Source organism: Bacillus sp. ISL-46 (genome assembly GCF_018613205.1).
Genome location: NZ_JAGGQR010000014.1, coordinates 60,596 through 84,383 on the forward strand (window position 1 = coordinate 60,596; position 23,788 = coordinate 84,383).

17 protein-coding genes are annotated in these 23,788 nt (G+C 38.3%); 16 read left to right on the forward strand and 1 reads right to left on the reverse strand.

Going from position 1 to position 23,788, the window contains the following annotated elements; genetic code table 11:
- Positions 1–32 precede the first annotated feature (32 nt).
- From J7E67_RS08430 to J7E67_RS08445, 4 genes are all read left to right on the forward strand, one after another.
- Complete coding sequence (locus J7E67_RS08430; protein WP_214731357.1) at positions 33–377, forward strand: hypothetical protein; 345 nt, start codon at positions 33–35, stop codon at positions 375–377.
- Between the two features lie 351 nt (positions 378–728).
- Complete coding sequence (locus J7E67_RS08435; protein ID WP_088086642.1) at positions 729–1,556, forward strand: electron transfer flavoprotein subunit beta/FixA family protein; 828 nt, start codon at positions 729–731, stop codon at positions 1,554–1,556.
- Positions 1,557–2,591, forward strand: a complete 1,035-nt coding sequence (locus J7E67_RS08440) for an electron transfer flavoprotein subunit alpha/FixB family protein (RefSeq protein ID WP_214731359.1) — start codon at positions 1,557–1,559, stop codon at positions 2,589–2,591.
- A gap of 270 nt (positions 2,592–2,861) precedes the next feature.
- The gene (locus J7E67_RS08445) at positions 2,862–3,566 is read left to right on the forward strand and encodes a DUF421 domain-containing protein (protein WP_214716387.1); all 705 of its coding nucleotides are present in this window, start codon (positions 2,862–2,864) and stop codon (positions 3,564–3,566) included.
- 166 nt (positions 3,567–3,732) lie between these two features.
- Here the strand turns inward: J7E67_RS08445 and J7E67_RS08450 are convergent, their stop codons facing one another.
- Entirely contained in the window at positions 3,733–4,332 is a 600-nt protein-coding gene (locus J7E67_RS08450) for a TetR/AcrR family transcriptional regulator (RefSeq protein ID WP_214731361.1), read from the reverse strand.
- Between the two features lie 274 nt (positions 4,333–4,606).
- On the opposite strand from J7E67_RS08450, the gene J7E67_RS08455 reads away from it, so the two are divergent.
- The 12 genes from J7E67_RS08455 to yjfF all read left to right on the forward strand — a co-directional run bounded on the left by J7E67_RS08455 (position 4,607) and on the right by yjfF (position 23,724).
- Positions 4,607–6,061, forward strand: a complete 1,455-nt coding sequence (locus tag J7E67_RS08455) for a DHA2 family efflux MFS transporter permease subunit (RefSeq protein ID WP_251026649.1) — start codon at positions 4,607–4,609, stop codon at positions 6,059–6,061.
- Between the two features lie 71 nt (positions 6,062–6,132).
- Positions 6,133–6,891 carry an SDR family oxidoreductase gene (locus J7E67_RS08460; protein ID WP_214731363.1) on the forward strand — a complete coding sequence of 253 codons (759 nt, stop codon included), beginning with the start codon at positions 6,133–6,135 and terminating at the stop codon, positions 6,889–6,891.
- 894 nt (positions 6,892–7,785) lie between these two features.
- A complete protein-coding gene (locus tag J7E67_RS08465; RefSeq protein WP_308160705.1) occupies positions 7,786–9,435 on the forward strand; it encodes a cache domain-containing sensor histidine kinase in 1,650 nt (549 codons plus the stop codon).
- A gap of 35 nt (positions 9,436–9,470) precedes the next feature.
- Positions 9,471–10,676, forward strand: coding sequence for a response regulator transcription factor (locus tag J7E67_RS08470; RefSeq protein WP_214716394.1), 1,206 nt, complete (start codon positions 9,471–9,473; stop codon positions 10,674–10,676).
- Complete coding sequence (locus J7E67_RS31185) at positions 10,676–12,559, forward strand: substrate-binding domain-containing protein (RefSeq protein WP_308160700.1); 1,884 nt, start codon at positions 10,676–10,678, stop codon at positions 12,557–12,559. Before J7E67_RS08470 ends, J7E67_RS31185 begins: the two co-directional genes overlap by 1 nt.
- A 592-nt stretch (positions 12,560–13,151) precedes the next feature.
- Positions 13,152–15,122 (forward strand): family 43 glycosylhydrolase, encoded by a 1,971-nt coding sequence (locus J7E67_RS08480; RefSeq protein WP_214731365.1) that lies wholly within the window; start codon positions 13,152–13,154, stop codon positions 15,120–15,122.
- Positions 15,123–15,226: 104 nt separating this feature from the next.
- A complete protein-coding gene (locus J7E67_RS32080) occupies positions 15,227–17,971 on the forward strand; it encodes a family 43 glycosylhydrolase (RefSeq protein WP_308161366.1) in 2,745 nt (914 codons plus the stop codon).
- A 344-nt stretch (positions 17,972–18,315) separates the two neighbouring features.
- Positions 18,316–18,822 carry a hypothetical protein gene (locus J7E67_RS08490; RefSeq protein WP_214716398.1) on the forward strand — a complete coding sequence of 169 codons (507 nt, stop codon included), beginning with the start codon at positions 18,316–18,318 and terminating at the stop codon, positions 18,820–18,822.
- Between the two features lie 215 nt (positions 18,823–19,037).
- Positions 19,038–20,039 (forward strand): ABC transporter substrate-binding protein, encoded by a 1,002-nt coding sequence (locus J7E67_RS08495; protein ID WP_168243013.1) that lies wholly within the window; start codon positions 19,038–19,040, stop codon positions 20,037–20,039.
- Between the two features lie 80 nt (positions 20,040–20,119).
- Positions 20,120–21,652 (forward strand): sugar ABC transporter ATP-binding protein, encoded by a 1,533-nt coding sequence (locus tag J7E67_RS08500; RefSeq protein WP_214731367.1) that lies wholly within the window; start codon positions 20,120–20,122, stop codon positions 21,650–21,652.
- Positions 21,642–22,724, forward strand: a complete 1,083-nt coding sequence (locus J7E67_RS08505) for an ABC transporter permease (protein WP_214731369.1) — start codon at positions 21,642–21,644, stop codon at positions 22,722–22,724. The genes J7E67_RS08500 and J7E67_RS08505 overlap by 11 nt, the downstream gene beginning before the upstream one ends.
- Entirely contained in the window at positions 22,702–23,724 is a 1,023-nt protein-coding gene (gene yjfF / locus J7E67_RS08510) for a galactofuranose ABC transporter, permease protein YjfF (RefSeq protein WP_251026650.1), read from the forward strand. The genes J7E67_RS08505 and yjfF overlap by 23 nt, the downstream gene beginning before the upstream one ends.
- Positions 23,725–23,788: the final 64 nt, after the last annotated feature.

Genomic DNA, 23,788 nt, shown 5'->3' on the forward strand with positions numbered 1-23,788 from the left:
CCTTGTTCGTTCATATAATTCAGTGGCGCCGCATGGATAAGTGGACGAAGGACACTGCTTCGTTTGCAGGTGCTGCATTCAAACAGATGTTTAATGGTCTCTATAAAGAAAACAAACTCTTAAAGGGAGAATTGGTGATTGGCGGAAGTAAGGTAGATTTAAAGAATATTAACTGCCCGCTTTTCGTCTTCTCTTGCTCACGTGACACACTTATATTAGAGAAGCAAAGTCTTCCGGTGATGAACCTTGTTTCAAGTAAGGATAAAACCTATGAGGTTTATGAAGGTGGACATGTTTCACTGGTCTTGACTGGGGTGTTCGCTAAAATCTGGGATCAGTGGCTTTCGGCTCGATCACAGGAAAATCGGAAGGGTTGAAGGGGATTTAATAATTAATGAAAGCTTTATATAGAATAGAAGAGTCATCAGGAGAAAGTGTAAAATATTTATTATTCAGTTAATGGCAAATGCATGATAAAACCTAAATGAGAAATGGTTGTCTCTGAACCCCATAACCGCACTGTGATTCCTCCACTCGTGCGGTTTTTTTCTTAGTTTGGCCTTTCATTGGCAAGATTTACATAGATATTTATCAGAAAATTCGAATGTAAGGACATCTCTTTTAATAAAGTAAATGTAAACGGGTGTAAAAAGGCTTTCAGCCGAAAAGTTTCATATTGAGGTAAGTAAAGGAACCATGTTCTTTTTTAAATAAAAGGGAGGGGTAAAATGCTGCATATTGTAGCCTGTATCAAGCAAGTACCTGACACCAAAATTATCAAGATGAACCCAAAAACAAACACGATGGATCGCAGGACGGCGCCTGCGATATTGAACCCGTATGATGCCCATGCTGTTGAAGAGGCGGTTCGTCTAAAGAATAGGTATGGGGGAATCGTATCTGTTGTTACAATGGGGCCGCCTCCAGCGGTTACCGCAATTAAAAAGTGTATTGAAATAGGCGCCGATGAGGGCTATTTAATCACGGACCGCCGGTTTGCGGGAGCGGATACATTGGCAACGAGCTATGCTGTGACAAAGGCGATTGAAAAGATAGGAAAACAACAGCCCGTAGATTTGATCATTTGCGGAAAAATGTCCATTGATGGAGATACCGGGCAAGTTGGACCCGGTATTGCACGAAGGCTCGATATTCCACCGCTGACTTCTGTGAACAAAGTAGTGGAAATTAATCAAGAAGATGGATATGCCATTGTCCATCGCAAGTTGGAGGACGGTTATGAAGTCGTCCGATCCACATTGCCGTGTTTGTTTTCCGTTGAAAAAACAATCAATGAAGTGCCGTATTCTCCGTTTCCAAACATGATAAAAGCTGCCAGGTATAAACCTCATATCTGGTCTGTTGATGACCTGGAAGAGGTTGATGTGAAGCAGCTTGGTTTGAAGGGATCTCCTACGATTGTCTCCAAAGTTTGGGCTCCACAAAAGCCGGCAGGTGGAACGTTCCTTGAAGGCAACCCAATGGCACAAGTAGAGCAGCTGGTCTCTGTCATGCTTGAAAAGAAAGAATTGTTTGAATCAAAGGAGGAAATGTAATTGGATTTCCAAGATTATAAAGGTGTTTGGGTGTTCATTGAACAAAAAGATGGAGTGGTTGCTTCCGTATCCCTTGAACTATTGGGTGCCGGCAGAAAGTTGGCAGACAAACGGGGAGTGGAATTGGCCGGTATTCTAATAGGAGAAAATGTTAAACATTTAACGAAGACCGTTTTTGAATACGGTGCAGATACAGTGTATGTATATGATCAACCCATCTTTAAACATTACAGGACCGAATCCTACATGAAGGCGCTGTTGGAATGCACGGAAAAATATAAACCAGAAATTATCCTCTACGGTGCCACCTCAACAGGAAAGGACCTGGCAAGTGCGGTAGCCACCGATATGCCGACAGGTTTAACGGCGGATACGACGGAGCTGGATGTTGAAGAGGAAACAGGGTTACTATTAGCGAGCAGGCCGGCTTTTGGCGGAAATATTATGGCGACCATTTTATGTAAAAAATATCGGCCCCAAATGGCGACAGTACGCGCCAAAGTCATGAAAGCGCTGACCCCTCAATCAGGGAGAACAGGCAAGATGGTTGAAGAAACAATATCCCTAAAAGAAGAAGATATTCGGACAAAAGTCTTGGAAATTGTAAAGGAAACTGTAAAGAAAGTAAGAATCGACGAAGCGGACATCATTGTTGCAGGCGGAAAAGGATTAGGGAGCTTCGAGGGATTTCAGTTAATACACCAATTGGCGGAGACTCTTGGAGGAGCGGTTGGTGCCAGCAGGGATGTGGTGGAAGCGGGTTGGATCGACCACGCTCATCAAGTAGGGCAAACCGGTGTGACGGTAACGCCAAAAATTTATTTTGCAATTGGAATTTCCGGTGCGATTCAACATATTGTGGGAATGAAAAATTCCGGTTTAATTATTGCCATTAATAAGGACAAAGAGGCCCCCATTTTTCAGACCTGTCATTATGGAATTGTAGGCGATGCCTTTGAAATCGTTCCTATTCTAATCGAACAGTTTAAAAAGGCTTTATCCAGAGAAAAGGTAAGCAATACCAGCGAAGGTTGATGGAATGATACCAGGGCGAGAAACATAAAATAGAAATTCTCAAAAAGGTTGGAGACGTAAGTTCCCACAATAAATTAATTGTTACTCACAATAACTCTATAATAAAGCCTCACGGTGAATTTTCACTCATGAGGCTTTTTCCTATATATGCCTATAATTGAAGCCTAATGAAATCTGGAATAGATGGATAAATAATTTAGCTTATTGGAAAGATAAATTAATTAAAAGGGTACAAGATGGTTAAACAATATCAGTAAACAGGAGATTTAAATGGAAGATACACTTATACCCATTCTGAGAACAGGTGTCAGCTTTTTGCTTTTAATACTTGTTACTTTGGTTATTGGAAAGCATATTAACTCTCATAAAAACCACTATAGCTTTGCCTTATCCGTTACAATTGGTTCCTTTATAGCGAACATGGGGTTTGATACGAATTTAAAGTTCAAAGAAATTCTAATTTCATTTCTTGTATTAGTTTTAATGTTTTATTTGTTCATGGTGTTATCTTCTAGGAATCGAAGTTTTAGAAAATGGTTATCTGGTAGACCAACCCTACTAATAGAAAAAGGAAAATTACTAGACAATAATATGAAAAAGGTAAAGTTCTCGATTGACGACCTTAATCAGCTTTTAAGGGAAAAGGAAATCTTTAATATATTTGAAGTGGAATACGCATTACTAGAAGTGAGCGGGGAATTATCCATTCTAAAAAAGATACCGTTTCAAAATGTAATAAAAAAAGATTTAAATTTGCCCAATTCATCAGAGTCGCTGCCAGTTGAACTAATTATGGACGGGAAAATCATCGAAAAGAACGCTTCCGGCATCTATAACCGTGAGTGGATTGAAGCTGAATTCAAAAGAAGAAATTTACGAATAGAAGAAATTTATTATGCTGTAGTCAATAGCGGTGGTTACCTTTTTGTAGACAAATATAAAGATAAAATAAATTCACCTACAGATGTTGAATAATTTGGAAAGGCTAATTGATAATAAGGTTTGAAAATAGGAAGGCAACCATTCGGTTTATACGAACAAAAAATCCCCGGAATTTGTCAAAAGGGGATTTTTTGTTTGCATAGGAAAAGCACAGTTAGTTAACAACTTCCAAAAAGGCCAAACTGGTATAATCGCTTTTTTATGTTGATTTCCTATCATCCTTACTTAAATGAAAAAGCATATACATCTGCTTAGCAAGAAATTGCGGTGTATAAGGCATGTCCTTACGCAACCAAGCTACGATCGTGCCGATAAGAGCTGAAGAACCATGCCAAATCGCAATATCCCTTTGGATATCGGTAGTAGCGAGCAAGGAGTCTATCTCCATTCTCTCTGTTATTGATTTCGTAAGGATTTTTAATAACCGCTCTGTAAAGATTGGCGTCCGTGTAGAACTAAGAACCACTTTATAGAATTTAGCATTCTCGGCTATATGCTCAAGCAGGTTCACAAGCTTCAATGAATCAATTTCTTCAGCAGATTTCATGTTTGTTGTCGTACTCAGCATAATGCACTCAATATCCTCGGCCATTTCCTGTGCCATTTTCTCCATCAAGTCTTGTATATCATGATAATGCAGATAAAACGTAACACGGTTGATGGTTGCGCGTTCCGCAATCCGATTAACCGTTATTTTATTAATTTCCATCTCCTGCAGCAAATCTATAAAAGCGTCCTTGATTAATTGGCGCGTACGAAGTATACGAGGATCTACTCGTGGAGTTGCATTATCCTTCATGTTTAATCACCCTTCCCATTTGAAAATTTACAATTATTTTAGTTGTGTCTATTATTTTCAGCATTAACAACAAAACTGAAAAGAATGATAACTAATCTACACTTCTCAAGAAATTGTCTGTTGTCAGAACCAACGATCTTATTATAATGTAATTTATACAATGTTAATTATTAAACACATTGTAAAAAAAGTCTATATTCTAGTTAGAAAGGATAGGAGAGAATTGAATAATAAACCTAAAACTGTCACAAATTCGATAAAAAAAGGTCCTATTATGTTCATTATGATCTTAGGTGCTTTCATTGCAACATTAAACCAAACACTCATGAGCGTCGCTACGCCAGAATTAATGGTTGAATTTAAAATCACAGCTGCAACAGCACAGTGGTTAACGACAGGTTACATGCTGGTAAACGGTGTCTTGATTCCCATTACCGCTTACTTTATGCAGCGATTTACCACCCGTCAGCTTTTTCAAGCGTCCATGTTTATCTTTCTAGCTGGGACCATCGTTTCTGCTATTGCAACGGGATTTCCTTTATTATTGACCGGACGCATGATTCAGGCGGCTGGTGCAGGAATCATCATGCCGCTGCTTACGAATGTCATTCTGACCATCTTTCCTCCCAACAAACGAGGAGCAGCCATGGGGATGGTCGGGCTTGCGATTATTTTCGCCCCAGCCATTGGTCCTACCATAGCCGGCTATATTATTGAAAACTACAAATGGGAAACAATGTTTTACGGAATGATTCCATTTGCTGTCCTTGTTATTGTACTTGGATTCATTTATCTCCGAAATGTATCCGATCCAATCAAGACCAAACTTGATATCCTAAGTGTCGCCCTCTCTACCATTGGTTTCGGAGCCTTGCTTTATGGTTTCAGCCGTGCTGGAAGCCTTGGATGGTCAGACATCGAGGTACTAAGTACGATGGGTGTTGGAATCTTGGCCCTTGCACTCTTTTCATGGAAGCAGATGAAATCGCAAAATCCGCTGCTTGACTTACGTGCATTCAAGTATAATATGTTCTCTTTAACAACCATTATCAATATCGCGGTTACGATGGTGATGTACGCAGATATGATGCTGCTTCCGCTTTACCTACAGAATATCCGTGGTTACACAGCCATTGAATCCGGTCTTCTTCTTCTACCGGGTGCGCTAGTAATGGGCTTTCTTATGCCTGTTACCGGCAAGCTGTTCGATCGCTTTGGCGCGAAATGGCTAACGGTTATCGGAATGATAATTACCATTCTGACAACGATGGGCTTTACCAACTTGACAGATTCGACAAGCTATACCTTTTTGGTTCTGATGTCAACAGGGCGTCGCATTGGGATGGCCTTGATGATGATGCCTTTACAGACCGCTGGTTTGAATCAATTGCCACAAAAGTTAAGTGCTCACGGAACAGCCATAAGCAATACCATTCGGCAAGTGGCGGGTGCTGTCGGTACGTCGCTTCTTGTTACCGTTATGTCGGACAGAACGAAATCACATCTGCAGGATATGATTCCCACTGCAGCTGCTAAGGGCTTGACCCAAGGGCAGCTTATTAAGGAATCGACCATACAGGGGATTAATGACGCCTACCTTGTCATCATCGGAATCGGCATCATCGGATTACTTCTTTCCTTCTTTATCAAGAAGGTTAAACAAGCATCCGAAATAGAGCCCAAAGCAACTTTGGGAAAGGTACCACAAAGAAGCTTGGAAACTACCTAACTTAACCAACATCCATTGTATGGAGAAGTTTAATAGAGAATAGAAAATTATAAACAATTGGAGGAATTGATATGAGACTTCAAAATAAGGTTGCCGTAGTAACCGGTGCTGCTTCTGGGATGGGAAAAGCCATTGCGATTCTTTATGCGAAAGAAGGAGCAAAAGTAGTAGTTTCTGATATCAACATTGACGCCGCAACTATTACAGTAGATGAAATAAAGTCTAATGGTGGGGAAGCAATAGCGGTTATGGCCAATGTTGCGAAAGAAGAAGATATACAAAATCTGATTAACACAGCAGTTAATACTTTTGGAACATTAGACATCTTAGTCAATAATGCAGGAGTAATGGATAACTTTGAACCTGCTGGTGAAATAGAAGATGAGAAATGGGAGAGAGTTTTTGCGATTAATACTACGAGTGTCATGCGTGCAACACGTAAAGCCTTACCTTTCTTTTTAGAAAAACAATATGGGGTTATTATTAATGTCGCTTCAGCTGGTGGACTTCAAGGAGCTAGAGCAGGAGCCGCTTATACAGCATCTAAGCATGCTGTTGTTGGTTTTACAAAAAATACTGGATTTATGTACGCAACAAAAGGTATTCGTTGCAACGCAATTGCGCCAGGTGGAGTTGAAACAAACATCAGTTCATCCATAACGGGTGTTAACGAATTTGGTATGGGGCGCATTCAAGCAGGATTAGGAATAAATCCACGTGTAGGTAAACCAGAAGAAATTGCAAATATAGCTCTTTTTCTTGCTTCTGATGAATCAAGCTTTGTTAATGGAACAGTTATAACGGGGGATGCAGGTTGGACCGCTTATTAATTTAGTACATTAATAATGTGTTAAAACCGTCGAGATTTATCTTGACGGTTTTTGTTTTTTTAGTTTATGAAACATTGTTCTTAAACTAAACCAGCAAATAATTTGTCAACATTTTTAATAAAAAGATTAATAACCTCATGAATTGAACCACTAAAAGATAGAAAGGAGGGAGGGGTATATCTACTCGCATCACTTCGTCTCAACAGTGAGTAAGGTAGCTCCTCTTCTTTTAATAACATATTGGGTCGATATTAAATGAATAATCGCGTAGCATCCTCTTACAAATCAAGGCATAGAAAAATTCACCGATGATTGGAAAAAAACTCTTAAGAACTAAAACCAAAGGTCACTCTTTAATAAAAATGGGAAAAAGATTGGAGATTCTTTTTCCCTAGCGCAATAAAAATGCTAATTATTAATTTAGGGAATAATTTTATATTTTCAAAGGTAACAAATCCACAAAATTCGTAAATGAAGTGTGGATTTTTTCTATATTGTCAGTAACTAATCAAATAACAGAGTGGAAAGAAGAGCCAAAGTACATGCTCCTCCAATGAAATCCTATCAAAACAAATTATAAGTAAAATTTTAACAATATCAATATATTATTTTGTTTAATATTTTTGTATAATACATAACAAGAGTCTATATATCGGGATAAAATGCGTATAACTGTTGGGAAAGCCCAGTAAATGTCACTGATAACATCTTTTTGAAAGGGTATTCATCATTGGAAATAAATTTTTTACTTCAAATTAACAGGAGGGATAGATCATTTATTGGTTTTTTAGAAACAAATCTTTATATTTTAAGCTTATTTGTATATTTATAACAATTATCTTACTATCTATAACCATCTCAACAGCATTACCGGCTCATCAATATTCAAAGCAGATTGAACAGCAAGCGAATGATCATACGAGGAAAGATATTGAGCAAGTGAAAAAAAATATTGAGTCACATATTAAGGAATTAGAAAATATTACAGAGTATTTAAGCAGGACCGAAAATGTAAGCGATTTTTTGCTCGTACAAAAGTCCGCTGCTGGTCTGCAATCTAAAATAAAAACGCAGATGAAAATGTATACGGATACACACCCAGAGATTGCTGGGGTTTTAATAGTTAACAAGTCCGACTTGTTAATAAGTAATGAAATGTCCAGAACGACAAGGGATCCTCTAACCAATGCGAGTTGGTATAAGCAAGCAGCTAATGCTCCTTCTGTAATTCATTTGGTAAGCAGGCCAATCGGCAGGAACCTCACCACAAGTCCAAAATACAGCGCGGATGAAGTGCTGTCAGTTACCAAAGCGGTCATAAATGAAAAAACAGGTGAAGTTTTGGGAGTTATTCTGATAGATTGGAAGCTTGATACAATTAATAATGAAATCAGGAACATGGGCTTTGGTGCGCATGGATTTGTATACGTTATAGATGAACAGTCTCGTATAGTGTATACCCCAGTTAATAAAATCGTTTATCGTATAAAGGATTCTTGGTTCAATAATAGAAAATCAGGAAGTTTTATTAAAAACATTCAAGATACTGATTTCCAGGTGATGTATGACTACTCTGAATATACTAGATGGAAGATTGTTGGAGTTTTCTCAATTAATGAAACCCTTGCTTTTATAAAGGATATGAGATGGACTGCTGGAATTATTGCAATGGTTGTGTTGATTCTGGCAATTTTTGCGGCCGCTTTTTTCACATCGTCGATTACAAGGCCTCTCAGTCAACTTAGCTCACTAATGAAAAAGGCAGCACAAGGAGACTTGGACAATAAATTTGAAAGTAAAAATGAAGATGAAATTAAGCAGCTTGGAGAAAGTTTTAATAGCATGATTGAATCGATTAAAAACCTTCTCAATCTCATTAATTTGATAGAGAAACGAAAGCGTGAGGCAGAGTTAAAGGTTCTGCAAGAGCAAATTAAGCCTCATTTTCTTTACAACACATTTGATACCATTAAGTGGATGGCCATGGAATATCAAGCAAAGGACATTATGGACGTGATTGATGCGTTGACAAAACTTTTTCGGATTGGGTTGAGTAAGGGAAAAGAAAGTATAAAGGTATCAGAAGAGATTGAGCACATAAAAAGTTATCTGATTATTCAGATGACTAGATATGAGGATAAGTTTGATTATGTTATCGATGTACAGGAGGAGGCTAAAGAACTTTTTGTTCTCAAACTCATCTTGCAGCCTTTAGTAGAAAACTCGATTTATCATGCGATTAAAACCAAGAGAGGTCGAGGAAAAATATTAATTCAAGTAAAGATCATTGATAACAAGCTATTTCTAAGTGTAACGGATGATGGAAATGGAATGAATCCAGAAATGATAACAAAATTAAATCAACGTCTGCAAAAAACAGGGATGATTGGCGGTGCAGATTCGGGTGGATATGGCATGTTGAATGTAAATGAAAGAATTAAGCTCTCTTTTGGAAATGACTATGGTTTAATCGTTCACAGCATAGAAAATAATGGTACAACGGTAGATATTTGGCACCCAATCGTCCGAGAGGGGTTAGGCTGATAGGTTTTTCTTTCATTTTAATAGGGGGAATGGAAATGTTGAAATTACTTATTGCTGATGATGAACCTAAAATCATTAGAGGGTTGAAAAAATCTCTGAATTGGGATGAATGGAATATACAAATTGCAGGTGAAGCTCAAGATGGGGAGACTGCATTTGAATTGGCCCTGGAGGTTAAGCCTGATATTCTTTTTTTGGATATCAATATGCCTTTCCTTAATGGATTGCAATTGATTGGAAAACTGAAAAAGGAGCTGCCTTCTTCCATTATTATCATAATCAGTGGACATGATGAATTTTCTTACGCACAGGAGGCCCTTCGATTAAATGTATTTGAATACTTACTAAAACCAGTTAATCCTGATGACCTGAAAAGAACTGTTACCAAAGCGGTCAACCATTTGAATGAATCTAGAAGAAGTAATCAATTGGTCCAATGGATGAATGAGCAATTGGAAGAGAATGTCGATTTGGTTAGAAACAGCTTTCTCTGCAAGTGGGTTAAAGGGCAGTTAAATGAAGAGGAAATTCATAAGCAGCTCCACTATTTTAGTCTTGATTGGGAAAAAGTTGGGATTTTTGTAATTAAGCCAAACAGGAAAGCTGTAGAAGGAAATATCGGAGATGCTTGGGAAATGGACCTATTGTTTTTTAGCATGCAAAACATTATCGATGAATTACTCGATGCTTTCGAGCCACGTGTTGTTTTCCGGGATGAAAGCAATCATATCGTAGCAATGATACCTACGGAAGAGTTAGAGCCACTGGATCTGTTATGTGACCAATTTGAAGAGGTTATCGAAAAGTTGACAGGTAAAAAAATAATGATAGCCAAAAAAGTTGTAGAAAAGCCACCAACCGAAATCCCAGATGTTTATAGTAATTTCATCAAAGAGCTTAACGAACAATCTATGATTATGCCTGTGGTTATTTTGGCTAAAAGATATATTGAGAGACATTACTACAAACAAGATTTAACCCTCCAGGAAGTAGCTCAAGAAGTTAATGTTAGTCCAAGTTATTTAAGCCGGCTTTTAAAAGAAGAATTAGGTTCTTCCTTTATCGATTACTTAACCCAAGTCAGGATTCAATATGCGATTAAATTTATGGAAAACCCATCATACAAAATTTATGAAATTGCGGATAAAGTCGGTTATAACACTCAGCATTATTTTAGTACAGCTTTTAAAAAGGTAATGGGTGTATCTCCTTCTAATTATGTTAAGGAGGTAGGGCATTAGTGAAAGCCGGGTTTCGGATTAAGAAAAGATATTGGATGACAATTTTAGTCTTAATAATCCTTGGATGGTTTGGCTATAAAGCAGCGCATGCTTCTCACAAGTCGAATGAAGGGACAAAATTTGTTATAGGTGTGTCCCAGGCAAATTTAACTGAACCTTGGCGAGTAGCTATGAATAATGAAATTAAAAGTGAATCAGATCGATATAAAGATTTGCATGTGATTTATACTGATGCAGCTCATAGTATTGATAAACAGAAGCAAGATATTAATAAATTACTTGATTTTGGGATTGACTTGTTGATTATCTCCACTAATGATTCCAAAAGTTTAACACCTATAATCGCTAAGGTGCATAAAAAAATACCGGTTATCGTCTTAGGTCGAGCAATCGACGGGTATGATTATAGCTTATTTATTGGACCAGCCAATGAGGTCATTGGCAGAAACGCCGGGCAATTGGTGGCAGATCTGGCTGGAGATAAAAAAGTAAATTTAGTAGAAATACAAGGACTCTCCCAATCACCTCCAGTGATCGAAAGAAGTAAGGGCTTCAATGAAATAATCGAAAATCATCCTAATATTCACCAGGTGGATACAATAGTTGCAGATTGGAATCGAGATAAAGCCGAAGATGAGGTAATAGAGAGGCTAAAAAAGAACCGCAAAATCAATTTCGTCTTCGCACATAGTGATGCAATGGCTCTTGGGGTACATAGGGCATTAGAAAAAAAGGGAATTCAAGGAGTTAATATCATTGGTGTGGATGGACTAGAAGGTGATGATGGAGGACTTGATTTGGTTAGACGTAACATTTTGAAGGGGACCTTCGCCTATAGGACTGGTGGCAATGAATCAATTCAGTATGCGATGGATCTTTTACAAGGCAAATCTGGTATTCCCAAAAAAATACTTTTGCGTGTGAATAAAATTACGAAAGAAAATGTGGACCAATACGTACAAACAAAACAAAATACATTGGATGAACCTAAAAAACTAAAAAAACATATTGTTTTAGGATTTGTACAAGTGGGCAAAGAGAGCAGCTGGAGAGCGGCAAATTCCTCCTCGATTAAAAAAGCTGCCCAAGACTTTGACATTGATCTTAAATTTAAAAATGCGAATCAAAGTATAGATAATCAAATTAAAGCTATTCGAAACTTTATTAAGGAGCGGGTAGACGTTATTGCATTTTCGCCGGTTGTCCAAACCGGGTATGAAGAGGTTTTAAGGGAGGCTAAACGGGCCGGAATTCCTGTTATCTTGACGGATCGTGAATTGGACTTTAATGATGATTCACTTTGGCTGACTTCTATTGGCTCCGATTTTCAAGAGGAGGGTAGGAGAGCTGCGAGATGGCTTTTAGGATTTACCAAAGGAGTAAAGAAGGATATTAATATTGTAGAATTGCAGGGAACACAGGGGTCTTCACCAGCGGTTTATCGGAAAAAGGGATTTGAAGAACTGCTAAAAAATAATACAAACTATCACATCATCGCTTCCCAATCAGCTGATTTTACAAAAGAGGCAGGTAAACGTGTCATGAAAGAGATGTTGGAAAGGTATGGGGATAAGATTCAGGTCGTTTACTCCCATAATGATGACATGGCACTGGGAGCGATTGAGGCAATTGAAGAGGCTGGGAAAAGACCCGGGAAAGATATTTTGATTATATCAGTAGATGCAACCAAAGAAGCATTTAATGCCCTATTTTCAGGTAAATTAAATTTGACGGTGGAGTGTAATCCATTATTAGGACCTGAATTAATGAAAGTGATATTAGATTATCAAGAAGGAAAAGAGATTCCAGTCAAAATCGTTACAAAGGAAGGGATTTTTAGTCAAGACAACGCCAAACGGGAATTCATTAATCGGGCATATTAATTCTTGAACTAAACAAAGAACTCGAAAAATAACAAAAAAAGATATAAATCAAAAACAGGGGTAAAATAGTACAGAAGATTATAAAATTTTAAATTTTTCTATAAATACAGTTACAACTTTTCTAATTAGAATTAATTTAACGGAAGAGGGAACGTAGATTAGATATCATTAGGCGGATGTTTGATCTCCAATGAGAGCTGAGTAGATATTTTGTTAGGTATACAATAACACAATTATGCAAACGCTTATTAAGTTTATTCAAAAGTTACCATCCAACTATGTAAATCAAGCGCAGAAAGAAGAATTGATCATGTTTATTACTTACATGAACAATAATAAGCTTCATTAAAGCATCTAGTGAATAGACCTTGAAACCACGTTAAAAGTGGTTTTAAGGTCTATTTTTCTTTTTTGTATACTTAGTTAAACTAGTAAGCAAAGTTTCTATTGATAAAATTTTGCTATAAAAATAATGTGTTGTATTTTATAAAATATCGTAGATTTTTATAAAGATTGTCTACAACTGATTTGATATACTCTCACATATGAAAGCGTTTAAATATTATTTTTTAAGGAGGTATTACACAACCCTATGAAAAAAGTAGTTTCGAAAATTATGTTATCAACACTACTATTATCATCCTTTTCAACTGCAGCCTATGCGGATAACCCTATCATTAAGGATAAGTTCACCGGAGACCCGGCTGCGCTCGTTCAGGGTGACAAGGTTTATCTCTATGCAGGACACGATGAAGCGAGTGCGGGTGGAAATTTTTATTTTATGCCAGAATGGGTCATTTATTCTTCAACTGATATGGAGAATTGGAAACAAGAAGGATCACTTAGCGTCAAGGATACCTTCTCATGGGCAAGGGAAGATGCCGCATGGGCGAGTCAAGTAATCGAGAGAGACGGTACCTTTTATTGGTATGTAGCCACTAATAATAAGGACGGTAGTGGATATTGTATTGGTGTAGCTACCTCTCAAAGTCCAACTGAAGGGTTTAAGGACGTACTTGGAAAGCCATTGATTACCAATCAAATGACGACCTCCAACATTTCATGGGATGATATTGATCCTACAGTATTGGTGGATGATGACGGACAGGGGTACCTATACTGGGGAAATTCGTATCCATACTATGCAAAGCTCAAACCGAACATGATCGAGCTAGACGGGGATATTCAAAAGGTTGCCATCAATAACTTGAAAGGTGGTTTCACAGAAGCTCCGTGGATTCATAAACGGAATGGCAAATATTATTTATCATTTGCTCATAATTGGCCAGAAGGACTAGCTTACGCAATGAGTGAGAGCCCTACAGGTCCATGGGAATATAAGGGAATGCTTATGGATCCGTTCACCTCAGACCCTAATGATAAAAACAATAGTAATACTAGTCATCAATCCATTATTGATTTCAAAGGAAAGTCGTACATTATTTATCATACCGCTGCTTTGCCAACTGGAAGTTCATACAGACGCTCAGTCTCAATCGATCGATTATACTACAATCCCGACGGCACAATAAAAAAAGTTGTCCCTACTTCCACAGGCTTGGATGGTGAAGGACAAAAGCTGCAGTCGTACAGTTTCCTAGACCGCTATATTAGGCACTATAACAATGATGCACGGATTGATCCTTTAGACGTATTAAATATTTCAAATTTTGATGCCAGATGGCAGATAGTCCCTGGACTAGCGAATTCAGGAGAGGAGTATGTTTCCATTCAGTCTGTGAATAAGCCAGGATTCTATTTAAGACATAGTAATAATGACCTCGCACTTGTAAAAAATGACGGTACAGATTTATTCAAAGCTGATGCCACATTTAAAAAGGTGCCTGGTTTATCGGATCCAAACTGGGCTTCCTTTCAGTCATATAACTTCCCGAATTTATATATTAAGCAAAAGGATTACTTATTGAAATTAGACCAAGTGAATACCGAAGTGGATAAAGAGAATGCAACTTTTAAGATGTCAGAAGCAAATGTAAAGGATGTCAAACTGAATATTGATAGTCTTACACTGCAACAAAATAATGAAAGCAGTTTGTCTGCTGTTGTATTACCAAGTAGTGTACTTAATCAAAAAGTGACTTTTACATCCAGTGATCCTAATGTCATATCCATTTCTAATTCTACTTATAATCCTGAAGATGGAAAGACAACCGTTACAATTGCTGCGAAATCTCCGGGTAAGGCTGATATTATTGCCACAACCGACGAAGGACAATTCGCTGATTCGGCTACAATTACTGTAGAAAAACAGATGCCTACAACTATAAAGGATTTAAAAATATCTGCGAATAATAGAAAAGTTCTAATCGAAGGCTATTTGACCCAGAAAAAAGGGACGGATGTAGCCGTTAGAGTTACAGCCCCAAATGGTAAATTGGATTATCTTGATCAAATTACCACGGAAGACGACGGTGAATTCAGTTATGTCTTTACACTTTCGAATCATGCAGAAGGTAAATATGATGTCAGTCTCGGTGCTGCAGACTTAAGTGAAATAGTGAATACCAGCTTCCAATATAAGCCCGGACCACAAAATCAATGAATATCTTGAAATACTTAACTAGGTATCTAAGCACTAGTTTAGGAGAAACAATCTAATAATCTAAAAAGTCAATCTTATGTAAGAATCATAAGGAGGGATTAAATATGAAGTTAAAAAAAACAATTCATTGTGCACTTGCAGTCACACTTTTGTCGGTTCCAACAACGATTATTCCTTCGTGGGCTGCTACAATAACACCAGAAACAACAAGTGCTGTTGACCAGGCAACTGGGAGTGCTTCACTAACGGAGGAAGGTCTCACAACTAGGTATAAATTCGATCAATTAAACGGGACATCCATAACTGATGCCTCTGGTCATGGCAAAGATGCCACCGTTATGAACGGGGCTTCCTTGGCTACAGTGGCAGGCAGGACCGGTATTGATCTTGAGCATACGAAAAGCCAATATGTCCAGTTGCCAAAAGGTATTATGAGTACTCTGGATGATTTCACCATCTCCACATGGGTATATCTGGATTCAAAAACAGGAAATTGGACTCGAATTTTTGATTTTGGAACCGGAGCTAATGCAGGGAAAATTTTCCTTACAGAAAACCTGTATTTGGATTTAGTTGGACGAGTGGCAGATGCCACTCCGAGTGCCCCGAAGGTCGGTGAATGGACGCATATCGCTATCAGCAAATCAGGAACAGCTTACACAATCTATGTTAATGGCAAGGTTGGTGCGACAGGAACTACAACCAAGAAACCATCTGATTTTGGAGAAACCGCCTATAACTATATTGGAAAATCGAATTGGCCTGATCCTTATTTAGACGGTAAAGTGAGTGATTTCCGCATCTATAATAGAGGATTGAGTGGAGAAGAAATCCAGCAGGTTGTCTCTGAATCTATGACGGATCAAGAAGCCGTTGGGAAAATTGCAGGAACATTGAGCGTCGGTGATACTTCAAAAGTAATTCAAGATTTAAAATTACCTGTGACTGCTGACAATGGGGTATCGATCTCTTGGAAATCGGATTCTCCTTCTGTTATTTCCGATACCGGTGTAGTGACAAGACCTGCAAAAGACCAAAAGGATGCAAATGTATCCTTAACAGCAACAATTAGCCGGAATGGATACTCAGAAACGAAAAACTTTACGGTCACTGTGCTGGCTGACAGCATCGTGTCTATAGAGGCGGTAAATCTTAGAACATTGGTAGATTTCCCACCTAAGCTTCCTAGGAAGGTAACAGTACACCATTACGATGGTCATACCGAGCAACTTGATGTAGATTGGAACTCTATTTCAAATGATGATTTCTCACAGACTGGGAAACTTGAAGTCAAGGGCTCTGTCTATGGTACCAAAATTCAGCCTGTTGCCAATATAAGTATTACTAAGATTGCTAAAGTTGACGAGGTAAACGTTAAGACAAAACAGGGCACCGCGCCACAGCTTCCATCTACTGTAGATGTACATTATAGTGACGGATCTACTGGAACACTTAATGTGGATTGGGCAGAAGTGAACAAACAAGATTATACCAAAACCGGAACCTTTACCGTTAAAGGGGAGGCAACAACCTATGAATATACTGACCCATTGATTGAGCAAAGAGCAGATCCTCACATTTTTAAACATACTGATGGCTATTATTATTTCACAGCATCGGTTCCTGAATATAACCGCATTGTTTTGCGGAGAGCAAAAACTCTTCAGGGCCTTGCCACAGCAGAGGAAAAAGTAATTTGGACCAAACACGCTACAGGGGATATGGGAGCGCATATTTGGGCCCCTGAAATCCATTTTATCGATGGAAAATGGTACATTTACTTTGCAGCAGGAGCAGCGGAAGATATTTGGAAAATCCGTCCATATGTTCTCGAGTGCGGAGATGCGAACCCACTTACAGGAACATGGACAGAAAAAGGCATGATGCAAAAACCAGCAGGCAGTACGGCCTTCACCAATTTTTCCTTAGATTCCACCACATTCGAGAACAATGGCAAACGTTATTTCGCCTGGGCACAGAAGGATGGCGGAAATTCGAATCTTTATATCGCGGAAATGAGTAATCCATGGACAATTACAGGGAAACCGGTTATGATCTCAACTCCGGATTACGCTTGGGAAAGACAGGGATTTTGGGTAAATGAGGCACCGAGTGTATTAAAGCGGAATGGAAAAATATTCATGACTTTTTCTGCAAGCGCCACCGATGCTAACTATTGCTTGGGGTTATTGACCGCTTCGGATACTAGTGATTTATTAGACCCTAAGTCATGGAAGAAATCGCCAGAACCAGTGTTAAAAAGCGATGAAACAACGGGCCTTTACGGACCGGGACATAATGCCTTTACTGTAGCGGAAGATGGGAAAACGGATATCCTGGTTTATCATGCCCGCTCCTACAAGGATATTCAAGGGGATCCCCTGTATGATCCAAACCGGCATACTAGGGTGAAGAGAATAACTTGGAATGCTGATGGTACACCGAATTTCTCAAGTGTTCCTGTAGATGGAGCCGTACCTGGACCTGCTATTTCAGTAAAGGCGAATGTGACTGTCGATGACAATGCGGAATTTTCGGTCGTCACTGATTTTAGTTCAAAACAACTACAACCGAAGGAAAAATTAAGTGCTAAAGTTCAGGTTACGAGCAACAAGAGCACTGCTCAGTCTATTTTAGTGACAATGGCTCTGTACGACAGTGATTATCAACTGGTGGACATCCAGTCTCAGACCCAAAGCATCGCAGCTGGTTCTAAGTCATCTTTCTCTTTGAGCATGAAGATGCCTTCCAAAGTGGATGGTCACAAAGTGAAGGTCTTTGTGTGGGAAGGAAAAGAAATTGAATCCTCTTCACTAAAGCCTGTATCGTCACCAAAAGTTTTGCAATAATAAAAAAATCAGGGCTAAGCTAAGCTAGTCCTGATTTTCAGGCAATCGAACATGGAATCGCTTATGTTTCTGAAGATCGAAAGGTTAACGGGTTAATCTTAATGGATGATATTAAACAAAACATTAGTAATCTAAAAATATATTAATAAAAAAAGAAATGCCAAGTCAGCCAAGTGTTTTATTAAAAAGCCTTGGCTTCTTTGCATGTATCCTCTCCCCGGGCGATCACAGATAATAAGGATCCAAATTACCTTTGAACATTATGCTTCATCAAAAAATAGCCAATTATTATAAACAATCCATGTTTTTTATAAATACAGCTTTTGTTTTTTTATTAAGAGCAAGTGGTTCAATATCAAACTTGTCATTACACCTACAAGTATGGCCATGTACAAGGACGGGATATTGGACTTCAGGATACTTATTCTGTCGATACGCTTATTAATATAACTTGCAATGCCATCGATGATTTGTCTGGTATTGCTTCTAAAGAATGCCCAAGTGTTGAAGGACCAGCCTATACCTTCGAGTTAGGGGCTCATAAAATCACTGCCCCAGCCACTGATAAAGCAGGAAATACCGCCAAAGTCGACATCGAATTTACTATAACTGTTGATTTTGATAGTTTAAGCCGATTGACCCAATCTTTTGTAAGTAAGGATGGGGTGGCGCATTCACTTGTAGCGAAACTCCAATCAGCAAAAGAAGGAGCCGTTAAAGGTAACAAACAGACCGTGGACGGTAAATTGAAGGCGTATGAAAATGAGCTGTCTGCCCAAATAGGGAAAACTATTACTGAAGAACAGGCAAATATTTTTATTTCTTTGTCGGATATGCTCTACTTAAAATAAGCCAGGCTGATCATTAAATAGACCCCAAAAACTACTAAATAGTAGGTTTTAGGGTCTATTTTTTTATTTTTAAAAAAATAATCACTTAAATATTATATTTTCTAATGTAAAAAAGAAAGCGGAATATTATAAAAAAACGCATTTCATTGAAAATACATCACTAGAGTAATTATTTATAATAAAATAAGATTCAAATTAATTAAGGGGGAAGTCACATGAAAAAATTTAAAAAATTATTTACTGCATTAATTTCAACAGCAACTGCGATCTCATTAATGACAGGATGTGCTGCCGGGAACAACCAACAGGCGAGTAGTGGTTCAAGTGGTGGGAAAGATGGGAAGATTGTCGTTGGTTTTTCACAAGTAGGAGCTGAAAGCGAGTGGAGAACAGCTAATACTAAGTCAGTCAAAGAAAGTGCAGAAAAAGACCCGCAAATTGAATTAAAGTTCTCAGATGCCCAGCAAAAACAGGAAAACCAAATTAAAGCAATCCGTTCTTTTATTGCTCAGAAGGTGGATGTAATCGCTTTCTCGCCTGTTGTTCAAACAGGTTTTGATACAGTTCTTCAAGAAGCGAAAACAGCAGGTATTCCTGTTATATTAACTGACCGTGCTGTAGATGCCGATCCATCCCTTTATAAAACGATGATTGGATCAGATTTCGTTGAGGAAGGCAAGAAAGCGGCACAATGGATGTTGGACAATGTAAAAACGGATAAGCCGGTAAATATCGTTGAGCTCCAAGGGACGGTAGGTTCTGCTCCTGCCATTGACCGAAAAGCTGGTTTTGAAGAAGTAATCAAAGATCATACCAATTATAAAATTATTAAATCTCAAACAGGTGACTTTACCCGTACTAAGGGTAAAGAAGTAATGGAAGCATTCTTAAAGTCTAATGGAAAAAATATCAATGTTGTATATTCTCACAATGACGATATGGCAATCGGTGCAATTCAAGCGATCGAAGAATATGGCTTAACTCCAGGAAAAGATATCAAAATCATTTCTGTTGATGGTGTAAAAGGTGCTTTTGAGGCGATGATGGCTGGCAAGTTAAATGCCTCTATTGAATGTAACCCATTATTAGGAGAACAGTTGATGCAAGCCATTAAGGATGTTAAAGCAGGTAAAGAATTACCAAAGTGGATTAAGACAGAAGAAGGCATCTTTGATACAACTAATGCAGCAAAGGAATTCCCTAATCGACAATATTAAAAGCTTTTTTAGATATAGGAGCTCTCTTATTAGGGAACTCCTATATTACTCATAAAATAAACAAAAGGAGCATTAAAACAATGTTCATACAAGAGAAACCAATTCTATACATGGAAGGTGTCACAAAGTCCTTTCCTGGAGTGAAGGCTTTGTCTGACGTTAACTTTACTCTTCGTAAAGGAGAAGTTCATGCTCTCATGGGTGAAAACGGTGCAGGTAAATCGACGTTAATTAAAGTGCTAACCGGAGTCCACAATTTAGATGGAGGTACCATCCTTTTCGACGGACAGAACATTGAGCCGAAATCTCCCCTAGATGCCCAAAATATTGGAATCAGCACGGTTTACCAGGAAGTGAATTTATGCCCTAATTTGACAGTAGCAGAAAATATATTTATTGGCAGAACACCGAAAAAAGGCGGCAGAATCGATTGGAAGTTAATGAATCAAGAATCACAAGAAATCCTGAAGCGAGTAAATCTCGATATTGATCCGACTAAATTACTCTCTTCTTACTCTGTTGCCATTCAACAAATGATTGCGATTGCTCGCGCAGTTGATATTTCAGCAGGGGTATTAATCTTGGATGAACCGACCGCGAGTTTGGATGAAAACGAAGTAAAACAGTTGTTTAAGATCATGCGTAAGCTGCGTGATGAAGGAATGGGAATCGTATTTGTCACACATTTCTTAGATCAAGTCTATGAAATTACGGATCGTATCACAGTCCTTCGGAACGGTAAACTCATTGGCGAGTACAAAACAAGTGAATTATCTAGGATAGAATTAGTAACTAAAATGGTTGGTAGAGAAATCGATGAAAAGGAACACAGCAAACAAAACAAAAGTATAGTTTCTTCATTAAAGAAAAAGGAAGAACATTTCTTAAAAGCTGTCAGTCTAGGAAAAAAAGGTACGATAGAGCCATTTGATCTGGAAATGAAAAAAGGGGAAGTACTTGGTCTTGCTGGTTTACTTGGTTCCGGCAGGTCTGAAATTGCTAGATTGATATTTGGAATTGATAAAGCGGACGATGGTGTCATTTATATAGATGAAAAAAAGATTTCGGCCATGTATCCTAAAAAAGCTATACAACAAGGGATGGGATTTTGTCCGGAAGATCGTAAAAAAGAGGGCATCATTGGAGAATTAACTATCAGGGAAAACATGATTCTTGCTCTTCAGGCTAAAAGAGGCATATTCAATTATATCTCTAGAAAAGAACAAGAGGAAATTGCTAATAAATATATTAAAATGCTGCGAATAGCTACCCCATCTATGGAACAACAAATCAGAAATCTAAGTGGAGGTAATCAACAAAAAGTGATTCTTGGCAGATGGCTGGCAACCAATCCGAAATTGCTTATACTAGATGAACCTACTCGTGGAATTGATGTAGGAACTCGGACGGAAATTCAAAAATTAATACGAACACTTGCTAATGATGGTATGACGGTTTTGCTTATTTCCTCCGAATTGGAAGAATTAGTAGCTTGTTGCGATCGGGTAATTGTTTTGCGTGACCGTTCTCCGATTGGACAGCTTCGCGGAGAGAATATATCAGAAAGTATTATTATGAAAACTATAGCAGGAGCTGGCGCAAATGTTTCTTAATCAATGGAATAAACTGAGGCATTCAAAGGTATTTTGGCCTTTAATGGCCCTCTTAGCATTACTTATATTTAATTATTTTTATATACCAGGTTTTTTTAACATCGAAATCAAGAATGGTCATTTATTTGGAACCATAATTGACATATTAAATCGGGCGGCTCCGCTTATTATTGTATCTATTGGTATGACTTTAGTTATTGCAACAGCTGGTGTGGATATCTCGGTTGGAGCTGTTGTGGCGATATCAGGTGCAATGGCAGCTTACCTGATCGGAGGAACTCTGGTTGTTAACAATGGAGTTCAAGAGTATGTAAGTGATACGCCTATGGCGCTAGCCATCCTTGCTGCCCTTGGTGCTTCCGTCCTTTGCGGAATGTGGAATGGCGCATTGGTATCTAAAATAGGTGTTCAACCAATGGTAGCCACCCTTATCCTTATGACAGTTGGACGGGGAATTGCGCAGCTGTTCAGTGAAGGACAAATTATCACTGTCTACTATAAACCGTTTAGCTTTTTTGGTGGTGGATACTTTTTAGGAATACCGTTTGCTATTTTTGTTGCCGCTGTATTGGGGTTACTAGTTTACTTGCTTATGAGAAAAACCGCAATGGGATTGTTTTTAGAGTCGGTAGGAGGAAACATGGAATCCAGCCGATTTACTGGGATTAATTCGAAGAAGATCATCTTCTGTGCTTATGTAATCTGTGGTTTGTGCGCAGGGATCGCAGGAATCTTGATTAGTTCGAATGTGAAGAGTGCAGATGGAAATAACGCTGGATTATGGATGGAGTTAGATGCAATATTAGCTGTCGTCATTGGTGGTACTTCAATGAACGGTGGAAGGTTTTTCCTATCAGGTACCATTATCGGTGCTCTTTTCCTTCAAATGTTAAAAACAACTATTTATTCCACTGGAGTTCCTCCTGAAAGTATACTCGTGGTGGAAGCAATTGTAGTAATTATTGTATCGCTTGTACAATCGGAAAAATTCAGAAGCTTATTTATCTTAAAAATGGGCAGCAAGCGTAAGAAGGGAGTAATTCAATCTAATGAGAAACATGCTGCGAGTTAGTCAATTAAATATCAAGTTAATTTCGACCATCATTCTATTTCTTTCCTTATTTAGTGTAGGTTCTTTTCGTTATACGGGCTTTTTATCATCGCAAGTCTTTCTGAATCTATTTATCGACAATGCTTTTTTAATCATCATTGCTACAGGATTAGTGTTTGTAATATTATCTGGTGGAATCGATTTGTCAGTAGGATCGGTTGTTGCGCTAACCACTATGGTGTCCGCAAGTATGCTTCAGAAAGGTGCAAACCCGGTTATTGTTATGGTTGTAGTTCTTTTAATGGGAATCATATTTGGATTTGCACAAGGATACATCATTCAGCGTTTTCAATTGCATCCATGGATTGTTACATTAGCAGGTTTGTTTTTGGCCAGAGGACTTTGTTATTTTATTAGCATCGAATCTATTACTATCACAGATCCATTATTTACCAAGATATCTCACTATAAGATTATGCTGGGTGGCCAATATTTTATTTCCATTAGTGTATTGATTAGTATTGTGTTTGTATTGGCAGCCATGTATGTGGCTAAATATACAGAGTTTGGTCGGACTGTTTACGCCATTGGTGGAAACGAACAATCGGCTATGCTTATGGGACTGCCTGTTGTAAGAACGAAAATTCTCATATACGCTATCAGTGGCTTTAGTTCTGCCCTCGGAGGCTTGGTTTTCACCTTCTACATGTTGTCTGGATATGGGCTTCACGCATTAGGTCTAGAAATGGATGCCATTGCAGCATGTGTCATAGGTGGAATTCTTTTAACCGGCGGGTATGGATATGTTGTTGGTCCAATGTTTGGCGTGCTGAGTATGGGAGTAATTCAAACCATTATCATGTTTGAAGGTACACTCAGTTCATGGTGGACAAGAATTGTAATTGGAGTTTTATTGTTTGTTTTTATCGTACTTCAACGCATAATCGTCATTCAGAGTGAAAGAAACAAAACGATTATTAAAAGAAAAGAAAGAAAAGAAAGAAAAGCACTCGCTACCTGAATCAACGATAGAGGAAATCTGAAGTGAATTTACTATAATAAAACCATTTTGATCAGGAGGGGAA